Annotated in this window: 13 protein-coding genes and 1 pseudogene; 3 read left to right on the top strand and 11 right to left on the bottom strand. The window is 60.3% G+C overall.

What is annotated here, in order from left to right:
* Nucleotides 1–151 precede the first annotated feature (151 nt).
* Nucleotides 152–1,009, bottom strand: a pseudogene (locus tag DYI20_RS07205) (enolase C-terminal domain-like protein); the annotation flags it as partial.
* 105 nt (nt 1,010–1,114) lie between these two features.
* Here DYI20_RS07205 and DYI20_RS07200 point away from each other — a divergent pair.
* Nucleotides 1,115–1,843 carry an IclR family transcriptional regulator gene (locus tag DYI20_RS07200; RefSeq protein WP_110101515.1) on the top strand — a complete coding sequence of 243 codons (729 nt, stop codon included), beginning with the start codon at nt 1,115–1,117 and terminating at the stop codon, nt 1,841–1,843.
* On the opposite strand, the gene DYI20_RS07195 is transcribed toward DYI20_RS07200, so the two are convergent.
* From DYI20_RS07195 to DYI20_RS07185, 3 genes are read right to left on the bottom strand one after another with little or no spacing between them, the layout of a single operon-like run.
* On the bottom strand, nt 1,840–2,805 hold the full coding sequence (locus DYI20_RS07195; RefSeq protein ID WP_166769834.1) for an ArsA family ATPase: 966 nt from the start codon (nt 2,803–2,805) through the stop codon (nt 1,840–1,842). The two genes, DYI20_RS07200 and DYI20_RS07195, sit on opposite strands and share 4 nt — an antisense overlap.
* Nucleotides 2,796–3,077 carry a cory-CC-star protein gene (locus tag DYI20_RS07190; protein WP_122549204.1) on the bottom strand — a complete coding sequence of 94 codons (282 nt, stop codon included), beginning with the start codon at nt 3,075–3,077 and terminating at the stop codon, nt 2,796–2,798. The genes DYI20_RS07195 and DYI20_RS07190 overlap by 10 nt, the downstream gene beginning before the upstream one ends.
* Nucleotides 3,077–4,783 carry a carbon starvation CstA family protein gene (locus DYI20_RS07185; RefSeq protein ID WP_122549203.1) on the bottom strand — a complete coding sequence of 569 codons (1,707 nt, stop codon included), beginning with the start codon at nt 4,781–4,783 and terminating at the stop codon, nt 3,077–3,079. The genes DYI20_RS07190 and DYI20_RS07185 overlap by 1 nt, the downstream gene beginning before the upstream one ends.
* Nucleotides 4,784–4,885: 102 nt before the next feature.
* Here DYI20_RS07185 and DYI20_RS07180 point away from each other — a divergent pair, with 102 nt between their 5' ends.
* The gene (locus DYI20_RS07180; protein WP_341771011.1) at nt 4,886–6,109 is read left to right on the top strand and encodes a methyltransferase domain-containing protein; all 1,224 of its coding nucleotides are present in this window, start codon (nt 4,886–4,888) and stop codon (nt 6,107–6,109) included.
* Here DYI20_RS07180 and DYI20_RS07175 read toward each other — a convergent pair.
* The 4 genes from DYI20_RS07175 to DYI20_RS07160 all read right to left on the bottom strand — a co-directional run bounded on the left by DYI20_RS07175 (nt 6,106) and on the right by DYI20_RS07160 (nt 10,869).
* Nucleotides 6,106–6,939 carry a phosphosulfolactate synthase gene (locus DYI20_RS07175; protein ID WP_110099825.1) on the bottom strand — a complete coding sequence of 278 codons (834 nt, stop codon included), beginning with the start codon at nt 6,937–6,939 and terminating at the stop codon, nt 6,106–6,108. The two genes, DYI20_RS07180 and DYI20_RS07175, sit on opposite strands and share 4 nt — an antisense overlap.
* An 18-nt stretch (nt 6,940–6,957) precedes the next feature.
* Complete coding sequence (locus DYI20_RS07170) at nt 6,958–8,322, bottom strand: MmgE/PrpD family protein (RefSeq protein ID WP_110101511.1); 1,365 nt, start codon at nt 8,320–8,322, stop codon at nt 6,958–6,960.
* Between the two features lie 91 nt (nt 8,323–8,413).
* The gene (locus DYI20_RS07165) at nt 8,414–9,190 is read right to left on the bottom strand and encodes a carbon-nitrogen hydrolase family protein (protein WP_122549202.1); all 777 of its coding nucleotides are present in this window, start codon (nt 9,188–9,190) and stop codon (nt 8,414–8,416) included.
* Nucleotides 9,187–10,869: a flavin monoamine oxidase family protein gene (locus tag DYI20_RS07160; protein ID WP_122549201.1), complete on the bottom strand. Its 1,683-nt coding sequence runs from the start codon at nt 10,867–10,869 to the stop codon at nt 9,187–9,189. Before DYI20_RS07160 ends, DYI20_RS07165 begins: the two co-directional genes overlap by 4 nt.
* Nucleotides 10,870–10,936: 67 nt before the next feature.
* Between DYI20_RS07160 and DYI20_RS07155 the strand changes: the two genes are divergently transcribed.
* Entirely contained in the window at nt 10,937–11,656 is a 720-nt protein-coding gene (locus DYI20_RS07155; protein WP_110123452.1) for an alpha/beta fold hydrolase, read from the top strand.
* Here the strand turns inward: DYI20_RS07155 and DYI20_RS07150 are convergent.
* From DYI20_RS07150 to DYI20_RS07140, 3 genes are read right to left on the bottom strand one after another with little or no spacing between them, the layout of a single operon-like run.
* Nucleotides 11,649–12,248, bottom strand: coding sequence for a GntR family transcriptional regulator (locus DYI20_RS07150; protein WP_110110719.1), 600 nt, complete (start codon nt 12,246–12,248; stop codon nt 11,649–11,651). The genes DYI20_RS07155 and DYI20_RS07150 overlap by 8 nt on opposite strands.
* Nucleotides 12,248–13,222 (bottom strand): hydroxymethylglutaryl-CoA lyase-like TIM-barrel protein, encoded by a 975-nt coding sequence (locus DYI20_RS07145; RefSeq protein WP_110110718.1) that lies wholly within the window; start codon nt 13,220–13,222, stop codon nt 12,248–12,250. The genes DYI20_RS07150 and DYI20_RS07145 overlap by 1 nt, the downstream gene beginning before the upstream one ends.
* On the bottom strand, nt 13,222–14,448 hold the full coding sequence (locus DYI20_RS07140; RefSeq protein ID WP_110123451.1) for a CaiB/BaiF CoA transferase family protein: 1,227 nt from the start codon (nt 14,446–14,448) through the stop codon (nt 13,222–13,224). The genes DYI20_RS07145 and DYI20_RS07140 overlap by 1 nt, the downstream gene beginning before the upstream one ends.
* Nucleotides 14,449–14,483 lie beyond the last annotated feature (35 nt).

Below are 14,483 nucleotides of genomic sequence, written 5' to 3'. Positions count from 1 at the left end.
CGATCCGAGCGAAAAGCTCGTCCAAGGCGCCACTGGCCTTCAACTGCGCAACAACATCAGCCCCACCAGGCTGATCAACACGATCATCTGTCATGGTCATCATCATGTCCTCTCATCGATGACTCTGTACACAAACAATCTGACACCCTCTCGCACGATGCCCGAGAATATCGTCCGGGCTGGTCGGCTCTTCTACCCATGCTAAATCGTAATCTTGAAGCTGGTTGATCCACTCAATTGCTTCGGGAACATCCCAAACTTGGTTGGCATCGACCGCTAGTTTCACGTCCGGCCCCACAGCCTCACGAGCGAGAGCAAGTCGTCGCCAGTCATCTTCCACGCTGCCACCGACTTTGAGCTTAATCTGACCGAAACCGTGGTCCTTAACGGCCTCTTGACACAAGCCCACCATCTTCTCGTCTGAGTAGCCCAACCACCCCGGAGCTGTCGAGTATCCCGGGTAACCATTGGCTAAGAGGTCAGCTTTGCGCTCGGCACGAGTGGGCTCAGCACATCGCAGTATGTCGAGAGCTTCATTGCGAGTGATGGCATCTGATAAATAACGAAAGTCCACCAGATCGACGAGTTGCTCTGGTGTCATGTCCGCAAGCAATTCCCAGAGCGGTTTCTTCTCTCGCTTGGCTTTAAGGTCCCAGAGGGCGGTGAGCATCGCTCCAATGGCCATGTGCTCCACGCCTTTTTCCGGACCAAGCCAGCGGAGCTGAGAATCGTTTATAAACATTTGAGATGTCGCACCCATATCTGCCAGTAGCGCGTCCACCTCGGAGCCGACAACATAGTGTTTCAGCGAATCAATCGCTGCGACAACCACGTCGTTTCCGCGACCAATAGTGAACACAAACCCATGGCCGGTCTCCCCGGCGTCAGTTTCGACAGTGAGATAGGCCACCGAGTAATCCGGATCGGGGTTCATCGCGTCAGAACCATCGAGAAAATCGGAGGTTGGAAAACGCACGTCACTTGTGCGCGCTTGGGTAATCAGGCTCATGTCATACTCCCCATTGAGTTCCATCAGATGAAACTAAGTTTCATATTTTGTTTTGTACTATTGAGCCTAGTTTCACCGATCTCCCAGCACAAGGATTTGTCTCCTATGGAGCCTGTGACCGCCACCGACAAAACTCTGATGGTGCTACGTTCTGCTATCACTCATCGACGTTTCACCGATATCGTTGAAGATACTGGTCTAGCGAAAGCCACCGTGCATCGGATCCTGCAGAAACTACTGAGCTACGGTTTCTTAACCTTCGACGAGCAATATTTTCCAGGGCCAGCAATGTTATCGATGGCATCCGAAGCTTTTGACGCGATCGATATTTCCGCAGTAGCCACACCGGTTATCCATCGTCTAGCGCACGAGACCGGGTTTACGGTACATGTGGGAGCTCGTAACGATAATGAGGCCATATATGTGGCTATCGACAACGGTCGAATGCCCTACAGACTCCCTTCCCATGTTGGTGATCGCCTGTCGCTACATTCCACCTCGATCGGCAAGGTGCTACTGGCAACCTCCAGCCCAGAATATGTGGCTGATTACGCCGACCACCCAGGTCTAAACGCCAAGACTCCCCGGACAATTACAAACTTGACGGCGTTAACCAAAGAGCTGGATCGGGTGCGCGAACAGGGGTACGCCCTCGACGATGAAGAGAATGTGCCGGGCATTCGTTGCGTCGGGGCACCCGTGACCAACTACTTGGGACAAGTTTCTCATGCGGTTTCGGTGACCACCTTGGCCATGGAAAACGTCAACATGCATGGACTTGCCGATGAAGTCGTTAGGGCTGCGACAGAGATTTCCTATCGGCTTGGATCTTAGCCAGCATCGGTGGAGGCCAAGATCTGCTCCAGGTCGCCGTCGGTATAGAGCGGAACCTGGAAAACCGGGGAGAATGTCTCGGTGACGCGCTGAGCCCATACTGCTTCACGCTCCCGGCGCTCGGCAAAAACTCCCTCGGATCCGGCCGGCGTTCGGCGATTAATCATCACCGCGACGACAGGGATGCGACTGGATCGCAGTTGATCGGTCAGCTCCAGCGTTTCCTGAACCGGAAGTCGCTCAGCGGCGGTGACCGGGATGAAACCACACCGGGCAGAATCAGTCAGCAATCGATGAAAGTTCTCCAGCAATTCCTTGCGACGGTACAGCGCGGTACGGATTCTGGCATTGCGTTCATCGGTGGGCGTGGTGCCTTCGGGTTGGTCAGGACCGGGCAATGCATTTAGGGCCGCGACGTAGTTCTCGGATTTCCGGCGCCGCGACAGCATGGCTTCAGCCCAGGTCGTCATCGTCTCGGGCAGTTCCAGCAGCCGGAGCGTATGACCGGTCGGGGCGGTATCAAAAATCATCAGATCCCAGTCCGGGCTCAAGCTCAGCTGCGCCATATGCTCCAACAGCGCCGCCTCGTGAGCGCCCGGCGAGGCGGTGGCGGCCCGGAAATACCGGGTGACCTCGCCGTGCAAATGCGCGGGCATCATGCCTCGGACCGTCTCAGCCACGGTATCAAAATGCTCAGCGGCAACCCGCTGCGGATCAGCTTCGAGTACCCAAAGGTTGTCGTGTAACCGTTCGGGCTGATCCGAAAATTGCCGCTCAAACAGGTGCCCGAGGTTATGTGCAGGGTCGGTCGAGACCAACAGAAGACGCGCGTCAGGGCGAGCACGAGCCACGGCCAGGGCGGCGGTGGCAGACAACGTGGTTTTACCGACTCCACCTTTCCCACCAAAGAGCACGACGGATCGGTTGCCGATCACCTGGGTGAGGAACTGGTTTAGCAGCACCGTAGTCCTTCCACCGGTGAGCGTTCCATTCCCATGCGTCGGTGCCAGTCGTGGAAGTTCTCGTACAGCACGGGCATTAGCTCAGCCGTGTAGTAAGTGGCCGGATTGGGAATACCTAATGCTTCGGAGAAAACCATCATCATCAGCAGGTCATCCTCGTCGCGGGCGGAACGTGCAAAAGTCTGCCGGTAGGGTCCGGCGTAGAACTCATGGAGTCCTGCGGCGAGTGCGACAAATTTGTCCCGGACCCACCGCCAGCGTGCCGTAGCCATTAGACCTTGGCCTGCGCGTTGGCATCGAGATCATCATGCTCGGTATCAAGATCCAGCGGTTCGTTGCGGGTGGTGATGTAGGCCCGCACCGCGGTGATGATCACCAACAGCGAGGCGACCAGGATGATGATATCCAGCACCAGGAGCAACCAATTTTCCTCTCGGTAGAACTGGCCCAGCTGAATGATCAGCGCGTAGACCGAGACCACCAGCACAAAGACCAATGGGATCACCACCGGCCAGATGGGACGCTTCAGGCGTGCCAGGATGATGGTCAAGACCGACAGGGTGAGGGCAGCCATCAGCTGGTTGGTGGTACCGAACAGTGGCCAGATGATCATGCCACCTTCGCCATCCGCACCAGCCGAGAAAGCCAGCCCCATGGTCACCAGCATCACGATCAAGGTGGCCACGAGAGGATTGAGCTTCAGGCCCATAGTCTGACCAATTTCAGCAACCACGAAACGTTGCAACCGGACGCCGGTATCCATGGTGGTGGCTGCAAAAAGCACGGCCATGGTGGCCAGGATCGTGGCCGACAGCGACGGTGGGATGCCCAATCCCATGTTCAGAATGTTGCCACCGGCTTCCACAAAGGCTGGGGCACCACCGGCATTGAACTCCGAGTAGACCTCTTTCCAATCCGCCAAGGCTTGGAAACCTGAGGTGGTCGCGATGATGGTACCCAGGGCGAGCAAGCCTTCGCCCACCGCACCGAAGTAGCCCACGAACCGCGCATCGGATTCCTTATCGAGCTGTTTGGACGAGGTCCCCGAGGAGACGATGCCGTGGAAACCAGAGATCGCCCCACAGGCAATCGTGACGAACAACAACGGGAAGATTCCCGGAGTACCCTCGGGGAGGTCTTGGTTCACCGCGGGAGCAACCACGGTGGGGTTCGAGATCAAGATAGCGCCGTAGAGTAGGGCCAGACCGACGAAGAGCTGCAGGCCGTTGATGTAGTCACGTGGCTGCAACAGCATCCACACAGGAAGCACCGAGGCGATCCCGGCGTAGATGAACAGCACCACAATCCAGAACGCACTAGCGGACAGGCCCATGATGGTCTCGGGCAGTTCAACGGGGTACCGGTCGCCAAGGATCATCAAGCCGTAGAGGACGACCACACCGATCACCGATACGAGCGGCAGGTTCCACTTCCACTTATAGATGGCCTGACCGATCAGCAGCGCTACCACGATCGCACCCCAGGTGGGGATCACGGCGGTTGGGGTGGAGACCAGCAGTCCGGAGATCACCACGGCGAAAGCGGCGTTGACCATCAGCAACAGCAGGAAAATGACCACCAGGAAAAGATTTCGCCCGTGGGTGCCGATGTAACGGCCGGACAGGGTTCCGATGGAACGGCCTTTGTGCCGGCTGGAGGCCCACAGGGCGCCCAGGTCGTGCATGCCGGCGAAGAAGATGGTGCCGAGGGTCACCCAAAGGAAAGCCGGGGCCCAACCCCAGATCACCGCCACCGCGGGACCAACGATCGGGGCCGCACCGGCCACCGAGGTGAAGTGGTGGCCCCACAGCACATATTTATTGGTGGGAACGAAGTCCACCCCGTCACGGAACTGGTGAGCCGGCGTGAGGTAGGTGGAGGAAAGCTTGTAGACCTTTTGCGAGAGGAATTTCGAATAGAGAAAGTAGCCCAACAGGATCATGGCGACCCCGACCACGGCAAGGATGAGTGAGTTCATGATGTCCTCAGGTGTGAGATGGAATACTGCCGAAAGCGTACTACATCACAGCAGATTTTTACTTCTGAAGGCTAGTAGATGACGCCTGTGATCAACCGCTGTATGACACTGTTTAAAATTGAGGACATGCGCTGTGACTACTTCGACAAGGGGCTGTGCCGGTCGTGCACCTGGATGAATATCCCGTATACCGTGCAGTTGTCCGAAAAGGTCTCCACAGTGCGCTCCTACCTTGACCCGATCCTGGCCAGTCGGGATAGCAACCTCGACGACTTCTGGACGGCGCCGGTGTGCTCACCGGAGGAAGGGTTCCGCAATAAGGCCAAGATGGTCGTGACCGGATCTGCCCACGAACCGAATCTCGGAATTCTGGATCCGGATCAGCATCCGAAGCATCACGATGGCACCGGGGTAGATCTGTCCGAGTGCCCGCTATACGAGCCAGCGATCATAGCGAGTTTTGAGCCGATCCGCCGACTGATCATAGCCGCCGGGATCGAGCCGTATCAGATGCCCACGCGTCGCGGCGAGCTCAAGCACGTGATCATCACGGTTTCACCGCAACAACAGCTGATGATCCGGTTCGTGTTGCGCTCCACCGATCAACTCGCCCCGCTACGCGAGCATCTGCCAGCACTCCAAGACGAGCTGGCACGGCGCCAGGCCCCGGCCCGGGTGATCACCGCCAATATTTTGCCCCAGCATCAAGCGTTGCTGGAAGGCGACGAGGAGATCCACCTGGCCGGGGATCAGACGCTGACGATGTTGCTCAATGGGGTACCGTTGCGGTTACGCCCGCAAGGGTTTTTCCAAACCAACACCGTCATTGCTGCCGAGCTATATCACCGCGCGGCCACATGGATCGCTGAGTTGCCGGAGATCCGTGTGGTGTGGGATCTCTATGCCGGAGTGGGCGGTTTTGGGTTAACCCTGGCCGACACAGCGCGTCGGGCCGGCACCCCGTTGCGGGTGTGGGGCATGGAGAGCTCACCGCAAGCGATCACCGCTGGCAATCAGACGGTGGCCGATCTGGGGCTGGCGGACACCGTGCAGTTCCGGGCCGGGGATGCCACCAGACTGGCAACGGCGGAGGAACGGCCAGATCTGGTGGTGGTCAATCCGCCCCGACGCGGGATCGGAGCCGAGCTTGCCAGCTGGTTAAACACCCACACCGATCACGTGCTCTACTCCAGTTGTCACCCCAAGACCTTGGCGGCCGATCTGGAGTATCTGCCGGACTTCACGCCGGTACGGGGCACCGTGCTCGATATGTTCCCCCAAACCGCCCACTGCGAAACGCTGGTGTTACTGAGTCGTTGCGGTTAGCTCGGGTTGATGATGCGACCCCAGGAGCCCTTATTGCCCCAAATGTTCTGTCGCATTCCTTCCAGTTGCAGAATCTGGGAGTGGTCGACGAATAGGTTGACCTCGTTGCCGTAATTCTTCAGGTACCACTCGAACACCAGCGGGTCGGCGGCCTCGAACATCACGTTCTCCTGACCGAGACCGTTCATGATGGAAGCGGCCACCCCGGTATTCCATTCGGCGACGTTCTCGGTGATCCCTTCGGATTCGATCATGATGATCTCGGCGCCAGCCTCGAGGGCGGCCTTGCCGCGATCAATCAGGTCACCGACGTCTTTGGCACCTTCAGCAGCGAGTTCGGATTCGGCGGAGTCACCACCGGAACCGATCTGAATGCCCAGTTCGGGCTTGGGTTTCAGCCCAGCGTTCGCCACGCGTTCCACCAGTCGCTGCAACCCCGAGGTGGGGAGCATAATGAAGCCGGTGGAAATCTCGATGACGTCCATGCCGAGGTCCTTGGCCCGTTTCAGGTATTCGTCCACGGCCTCGTCGCCGTAACGCAAGACGGTCTCGATCCAGCCTCCCGAGGAGACGTAGGCGTCACCGTGGTGGGCGATCTCGTTGATGGCCTTGACTTGTTCGTCGGGAATCAGCGCGAAAGAACCACCGGCCCACTTAATGCCGTCAATCCACTGCCCGGCCACGTCGAAGACATCCTGCATATGCCGGGTGCCGTAGGTCGAGTAGTGTGGCGCTCGAATCTCGGTCATACCGATGGTGCGCGGCTTGGCGGGACGGTGAGCGCGCGGGACAAAGTTCATCGAGACATCGAAAGGAATCTCGTTCGACATCTGAACCTCTCTTTCTTCTTAGCGGTTCACCTGAGCCAGAAGCTCAGTCAGGTCTGCAATCGGGCGGTTGTCGAGATCGTAAATGACTTCCACCATGTGGTCGCGCCAGTCTTCGGTGGTGAAGGGGCTAACGAGCGCGTCGAACTTGGCGCGTTCGTCTTGCCAGTTCATCGGATCATCGTGAAAGCCCGGGTAAGACCGTTTTTCGGCGTTGAGCACCGTGCCGTCCTGTAGCGTGACGGTCAGCTCAGCGGGCATATGCTGTGGGAACTGCGCGGAGAACTCGGGATCTTCGGCAATCTCGACCTTGGTCATCAGCGATTGCACATCGTCAGCCACGATGCGCTCGGGGCTGTATTGTGCCGGAGTGAGCTCTCCATCGAGGAGCACGCAAGCCAGCATCCACGGCAGGGAGTGATCGGCTTCTTCCTTGGTGCGGATGGTGCGTTTATCGCCTTCTTCACCCCCACCGATAATGTTCCAGGCGACGTCGAAGGTCTTCAGCTTCACGCTGGCGATCGCTGTGGGGTCGAAATCGTGCTGGGCGCGCATATCTTGAGCGGCTTCCAGGGCCGACTGCGAGTGGATCTCGGCATTGTGTTTTTTGATGATGGTCTCTGTGACCTTCTCGAGATCTTCGGCGGACCAGGAGATCTGGAAATCTCCAGCGATGGAGTCCTTGAAGCCCTTATTGCCCTCAAAGACCTCGGCGGGTCCGGTAATGCCACGTTGGGCCAGCAAGGCCGCCCAGGTCGCTGCCTGTGCCACGTGGGCGTAGGCCAGGCCTTTCCAGTGCGATAAATCCCCGGTGCGGGTCACGCGCAATGCATTATTCGCAGTGCCGGCAATGGCCATCGCATGGGCGGCTTGATCGGCGGTGAGTCCCAAGGCCTTCGCGACGCCAGCGGCTGCGGCATAGCTACCCTGGGTGGTGTGGTCGAAGCCGCGATCGCGCACCGGAGCGACGTCGGAGAGTCGCGTGTGGACCTGAATCGCCACCGCGAAAGCGTCCAGGAAGGTTTTGCCACTGGCCCCGGCCAGTTCGGCGGCTGCCAGCACAGCCCCCATGTTGTCACTGGGGTGGTTGGTTTCCTTCGGCGCTAAGTAGGCATCCATGAAGTCCAAGTAGCGTGAGAGTGCCGAGTTGTAAAAGGCGGCTTTCTCGGCGGTGGTACGTCCGCCACCGATCAGCGTGGCCTGTTCGGAGCCACCCTGCTCGTCCACCAGCTCGCGGATCGCCACGAGGGGCTCGGCGTTCAAGGCACCAATAGCAACGGCAATGGTGTCCATGACACGAATCTTGAGTTGTTTCACAGCGTGTTCGGACATCGTGGCTGAATCGGCCGCGACCACAAATTCAGCCAAATCCTGAATCTCGGTCATGATGTCCCTCCTCTCCAAAACCGTTGACACTTTGGAGTGTAGGGCACGCCCACTAATTACGCAACACCTATGTGCGGTAATTGACATCAGTTTACCTAAGAGTAATGTCGAAACGTCGGTCGACCAGATACGAATGGCGCTGTCGACAGGCGGTCAGTCGGTCACGATCGATCTCCACCACCAGGATGGTGGGGTCCCGCGTTGCGGTGGCGACAACCTCCCCGGTTGGCGCCAGCACGCGGGACAGTCCGCCATACTCGTGCTGGGTATCGGACCCGCAATAGTTGGCGTAGGCCAGATACACCTGATTTTCCAGAGCGCGGGCCGGCAACAGCAGGTGTTGCACCTGGTCGTAGTCGATCATGTTCGCGGTGGGCACCACGATCAGATCCGCCCCGGCCACCGCGAGCGCGCGGGCAGTTTCGGGGAATTCGATGTCATAACAGATCGCCACCCCGATCTGCCAGCCCCGCCAGGAGACCACCTGAGGCGGCCGCCTGGGCGGAGGGTCGAACTGGTCGGCGTCGAGCTGGCCGAAGTAGTGGATCTTGCGCTGATCGAGCAACCGCGTCCCAGCCTGATCGAGAACCCCGACCGTGTTGAACACGGTCGCCCCGTTGCGTTCGGGGTAACCGTAAGCGATGGCCAGGTGGTAGCGGGTCGCCATCTCGGCGACCTCACGGTGATAGGACCCGGCCAGCTCGAGGATGCGCTGCCGGCCAATCACGTAGCCGGTGAGAAACATTTCGGGCAACACCAACAGCTCAGCTGAGCAGTCATGCGCCCGGCGAGCGAGCTGGTCCAGCCGGCGCAGATTGGCAGGCGGGTCCCCGTCGAGCGGTGGCACTTGGGCGATGGCGAGTCTCATGGCGCCAGCTCAAGGGGTCCGAATTGCTCGTACAGGTCACCGGGTCCGGGATTGGCCGGATCGGTGGTACCGCCGAAGTGGTGAAGTACACCCCAGACCGCGTTCAGCCCGGTCTGTACCGCGCCTTCGGCCCACGCGGGCGTAAAGGACACGCTGTCTCCGGCGAGGAAGATCCCGCGCTGACTAGCGGGCAGATCGTCCTGGACGAAGTGACCGTACATGCGGTGGTTGTACCGGTAGTGGCCCGGTAACGCCCCTTTGAACGCGCCCAAGAAGTAGGGGTTGGCTTCCCAGGAGACGGTCACCGGCTCGCCGATAATGTGACTGCGGATATCGACGGTGGGATAGATCTTCTCCAGGGCTCCTAGCGCCAGCTCGGCACGCTTCTCTGGGTCGTAGGGTAGCATTTTCAGCGCATCCGACATCCACGAGTAGGTCAAACAGATCACCCCGGGCTGATCGTCGCCGTGATCGAACAGGTAAGTCCCACGGGTGATGCGGTCGGTGAGCGTCATGCTCATCACATCCTGGCCGGTGGCGGGGTCCTGGTCTTTCCAGAAGGGGCGATCGACGGGCACGAAAGTTTTCGAGGACTGCATATACCGAGTCCGATCCAAGGCCATCCACATCTCTTGGGAGAACAGGTCTTCAGCGCAGTCGATCTCAGTGGTCAGGAGCCAGGATTGGCAGGTCACCACCACCGCGTCGTAATGCTGAGCGCTCCCGGTGGCTTCGGTGACCACAATCTGCTCGCCATCGCGGTAAAGCCCCGACACCGCACCCCGTGGCTGGCGGTTGTCGTGGAGCGCGGCCAGACTGGTGCCCTGAGACCAGTGCACCGGGTCGATCAGACCGCGTTCCCACAGACGCCGAGGCAGTTGTTCGGAGCCGCCGATCACCAGATGCTGATGTGAGTCGCATTCGGTGAGCACCACGCGCAGAATTTCGAGCATGGAGTTGGCGAAGTCCGAGTCCCAGCCCCCGGTCCCGAAGCCAACTTGACCGAAGACTTCTCGGTGCCGGTAGGACAGGCGGGAAAATTCCTCGGATTCGGTCACGAACTCGTAGAAGCTCTTATCGTCCCAGGCGGCCACGATCTGGTTCCACGCCGCTTTCAGCCCGGTGGCGTCTTGGCGCTTGATGGCCTCCTGCAGGCTCTTGAGCCCGAATTCTCGCTCCAGGGCGGCATCCCAGGCTTCGGCTACTTCGGCGAAGAACGGGGGGAGATCCTCCAGACTGCGCGCGTACCAGGTGTCACCACCCAAATCGATCACGGTACTACCGGCGGCCTCGGTGAGCGGGTTGGGGAAGGGCTTGGTCTCCAATCCGACCAGATTCAGATAGTGAAACAGCGTGGTGGAAGAGACCGGGAAGCGCATGCCACCCAGCTCGGCAATGATGGCGGAATGATCGCGCCCGGCGTGTTCTGCCGTGAAGGTGAAGGGCTCGGAACGTAGCCGTCCGCCGAGACGTTCGGCCTCGTAGACCACGGGTTTCAGTCCCAGTCGCATCAGCTCATAGGCGGCCACGAGCCCGGAGATGCCGGCGCCAATGACCGCAACCTCGGTGCCAAGTGCGTGATCGGGAAGGCGACCGATGTGTTGGCCTGCGGTGAGCCAGTGCCGGTAGTCGAAGGGGAAATCGGGGCCGAAGATGGTAACAGCGTGGGTGTGCGCCATTGATACTCCTTGAATAGCAACCAGTGTGACTCACCTTACATGAGCTTTCAGGCGCTACAGTAGAGGCATGGAACATGAGACAGTTTTCGTCCACGGACTAGGCCAATCGGCGACAAGTTGGGAGCCCGTGGTCGAGCACGTCACCGGCGCGGTGGCCTACGATGTGCGTGGCTTTGGACAGGCCCCTTTGGGTGAGGCCGAGGGAACCCTGGAGCAGTTGGGTCAAGACCTGGTGGAGGTCATGGAGCGCACCGAGGCCCGCACCGCGGTGGGCTTTTCACTCGGTGGGATGATTGTGTTGTGGGCGGCCGCCCATCGACCGGAGCTCTTTGATCGAATTGTGGTGATGGCGACCTCTTCGGTGGTGGGAGCCCGAGCCGCTGACTACTACCTGAAGCGGGCCGAACTTGTGGATCATCCCACACAGTTCTTCGAGATGCTCACGCAAGATACTCGGGATATGGTGTGTCACGACACCGTCGACGTGGAGAGCCTCACCGCCCAGCGAGTGGAGGACATCGGGCAGGGCGCAGGTTTTGCCAATGCTGCCCGGGCGCTGGCCGGGGTCAAGGACTCCCCGTTCCATCAGGATCTCGCCCAGATCACTGCCCAGGTGCATGTGATCAGTGCGGAGAACGATCAGCTCTGTTCCCCCAAAGCCACCCAGATCCTGCTGGAGGCGTTGCCGGAGGCTCATCACACCGTGGTCCACGATGCCGGCCACCTGATGTTGATCGACCAGCCCGAGGCCACGTTAGCCGCGATTGACCACGCCCTGTTCAGCTAGCGTGCTGTCGGTATTGGTTGAGCCCGAAGAGGATGTGGGTGCGCATCGCTGATTCCGCCCAGGCCCGGTCCCGGTGTTCCAAGGCGTCAATGATCTCCTCGTGTTGGCACATGCTCCGCTCGATGGCCGCAGGCCCATAGCTCGCCATGACTTGGTGCAGGAGCAAGGGGATCACCAGATTCTGGGCTGCCCCAACGAGGGGGTGGTCGGCGCGCACCGCAAGAATCGCCCGGTGAAACAGACCGTTCAGCCGAGCCCGCTCACCATCCTCGGCCACCCGCATCTGGTCGGAAAGCTCCCGGAGCTGCTCCAGCCGGGGTGGGTCGATGACCTCGGCGACCAGACCGGTGACGAAGGATTCGACCAGGGCCCGAGACTCGTAGATCTCGACCACGTCGTCAACGGTGTAGTGGCGGACTTGGGCCCCACGATTCGGGTGGAAGACCACCACCCCGGTACTGGCCAGTTTGGCGATGGCGTTACGTACCGGGGTGCGGGAAACTCCCAGCCGGGTGGCCAGATCGGTCTCACGCAACCACTCCCCCGGTCGGATTTCTCCGTCCAGGATCAGTTGCAGGATCTTCTCCTCCATCACTGCCACCTGGCTCCGGCAAGATCCTCCCGGGTGCCACCGCGGAGCACGAAAGAGCTGGACGGGAAACCGGTGAAGTCCACCAGGTCCGCGGCGATGGAGCGGATCTCAGTCAGGTTGATGCCGGTGGCAATGCCCATCGTCTCCAACAGGTGGATGAGGTCCTCGGTGGCCATATTGCCCAGAACCGCAGGATCACCGGGGAACCACAGATCTCCGCCAAGGGCAGCCACGCTGGTTTCCAGCCAACCGGCCCCGGCGGCCAAGGCCGCGAGCGCATTGGCGGTGGCAGCGCCATTGCGGTTGTGCACATGGGTTCCGAAGCTGACGTGGGGGTAGTGGGCCCGGGCCTGGGCTAGCCCGGAATAGACTTCGCCGGGGTGTTCTACTCCGGTGGTATTGGCCAGATAGATCTTGTCTACCCCGAGATCGACGGCGGCCTGGATGACACGATCGCGCATCGGCGCGGAGACCTCCCCGTAGCAGGGGGAGAAGTAGGCGCAGGCGACCGCTACGATGATCCGCTTGCCGGCCTGTTGGACCACGCGCACCATCTCGGGTAGGTGGTCGAGTAGCTGCTCGGTGGTGGCGGATTGGTTCTTCAGCGCCATCCCATCTTCGGCAGGAATCACCACCGCGATCTCGTCCAGCGAGGTCTCGACCGCCCGGCGGGCTCCGGTGAGGTTCGGCGCTAAGCCACGCAGCGTGACGGCATCACGCCAGGGTAGCCGGTCCAGTTCGGCCACGATTTCGGCGGCATCTGCCAGTTGGGGAAGCACTTTCGGATGGGCGAACGAGCAGACCTCCAGCTCGGTGCATCCGGCCGCCACCAGTCGATCAGCAATCTCAACTTTGCGAGAGGTGTCCAACGGTTCGGCCACCGCTTGCAACCCATCGCGGAGCCCCACGTCGACCACGGTGGTACTCGAGGGCAGGTTCCAGGCTTGGGCCAGGGAGGGCGCCGGTTCGGTCATCAGCGGATCACTCCTTCGGCGCGGAGTTGGTCCTGGCGTGTTGCATCATATCCGAGGTCCTCCAGCACCGCGCGGGTGTGTTGACCCAGGACGGGTCCCGACCACCGCACCCGGGTATCGGTGCGCGATAACCGGGGGAAGGCATTCTGCATGTGCACGGTGCCGTGCTGTTGCGAGTCCACGGTAATAATGGAGTCTCGTGCCAGGAACTGCGGGTCGGCGATCATGTCTTGGGGGCGGAAAATCTTCCCGACCGGCACCGAATGGGCGTTTAGGAGCTCGGTGAGTTCTGTCGAGGTTTTGGTCATCGAAAACTCCGCGATCAGCTCGTCGAGTTCGGCCTGGTGTTCTCCGCGGGCCTGGTGGTTGACATACCGTGGATCGTCGGCCAGTTCGGGCCGGCCCATGGCGGTAGCCAGTCGGGCGAAGATGGTGTCTTGGTTGGCGGCAATGATCATCCACTCCCCGGAGCCGGTGGGGTAGACATTGCTGGGAGCAATTTTGGGCAAAATGGATCCGGTGCGTTCACGCTGGACTCCGCCTTCGGTCCAGTCGGGGATGAGCGATTCCATCACACCCAGCACCGACTCGTAGATCGAGGCATCCACCACTTGGCCGCGTCCGGAGTTCTTGACCTCCAGTAGCGCCGCCAGCGTTCCGAGGGTAGCGAAGATCGCGGCCAAAGAGTCCCCGATAGAAATGCCCACCCGAGAAGGAGGAGTCGTAGGATCACCGACGATGTAGCGCAATCCGCCCATGGCTTCACCGATCGAGCCGTACCCGGGGTGTTTGGCTGACGGTCCGGTTTGCCCGTAGCCGGAAACTCGTGTCATCACCAGCTCCGGGTTTCGGGCGGAGAGAGTCTCGTAGTCCAGGTGCCATTTCTCCATCGAGCCGGGGCGGAAATTCTCGATCACCACATCGGCCGAGCCAATCAGCTCGCGAGCAATGTTCTGGCCAGCTTTTTCGCGCAGGTTCAGGGTCACGGACTTTTTATTCCGAGCCAGCACGGACCACCACAGCGAGTCGCCGGCCACCCGAGCCTGGCCCCACTGGCGCAAGGGGTCACCACGGACCGGGTCTTCAATCTTGATGACCTCGGCCCCTAAGTCCCCGAGTAGCTGGCCGCAAAACGGGCCGGCAATGAGCTGGCCCATCTCGATCACCCTGACCCCGGTCAGTGGGCCCCGAACAGATTCGTCAGTGTGTGAATGTCGTTCTGCCATTCAGTGTCCTTACCGCGTGCGTCGATAGTTCTATC

Source organism: Auritidibacter ignavus (genome assembly GCF_003703835.1).
GTDB lineage: Bacteria > Actinomycetota > Actinomycetes > Actinomycetales > Micrococcaceae > Auritidibacter > Auritidibacter ignavus.
Note: the sequence above shows the minus strand (reverse complement) of the source record. Positions and strands in the feature narration are given on the sequence as shown.

Bases quoted from the DNA above. Each gene is read 5' to 3' on its own strand.
- DYI20_RS07200 (WP_110101515.1), top strand. From the start codon at position 1,115: ATGGAGCCTGTGACCGCCACCGACAAAACTCTGATGGTGCTACGTTCT.
- DYI20_RS07185 (WP_122549203.1), bottom strand. From the start codon at position 4,783: ATGAACTCACTCATCCTTGCCGTGGTCGGGGTCGCCATGATCCTGTTG.
- DYI20_RS07175 (WP_110099825.1), bottom strand. From the start codon at position 6,939: ATGTCGAACGAGATTCCTTTCGATGTCTCGATGAACTTTGTCCCGCGC.
- DYI20_RS07190 (WP_122549204.1), bottom strand. From the start codon at position 3,077: ATGGCTACGGCACGCTGGCGGTGGGTCCGGGACAAATTTGTCGCACTC.
- DYI20_RS07155 (WP_110123452.1), top strand. From the start codon at position 10,937: ATGGAACATGAGACAGTTTTCGTCCACGGACTAGGCCAATCGGCGACA.
- DYI20_RS07140 (WP_110123451.1), bottom strand. From the start codon at position 14,448: ATGGCAGAACGACATTCACACACTGACGAATCTGTTCGGGGCCCACTG.
- DYI20_RS07165 (WP_122549202.1), bottom strand. From the start codon at position 9,190: ATGAGACTCGCCATCGCCCAAGTGCCACCGCTCGACGGGGACCCGCCT.
- DYI20_RS07180 (WP_341771011.1), top strand. From the start codon at position 4,886: ATGACACTGTTTAAAATTGAGGACATGCGCTGTGACTACTTCGACAAG.
- DYI20_RS07160 (WP_122549201.1), bottom strand. From the start codon at position 10,869: ATGGCGCACACCCACGCTGTTACCATCTTCGGCCCCGATTTCCCCTTC.
- DYI20_RS07170 (WP_110101511.1), bottom strand. From the start codon at position 8,322: ATGACCGAGATTCAGGATTTGGCTGAATTTGTGGTCGCGGCCGATTCA.
- DYI20_RS07150 (WP_110110719.1), bottom strand. From the start codon at position 12,248: ATGGAGGAGAAGATCCTGCAACTGATCCTGGACGGAGAAATCCGACCG.
- DYI20_RS07145 (WP_110110718.1), bottom strand. From the start codon at position 13,222: ATGACCGAACCGGCGCCCTCCCTGGCCCAAGCCTGGAACCTGCCCTCG.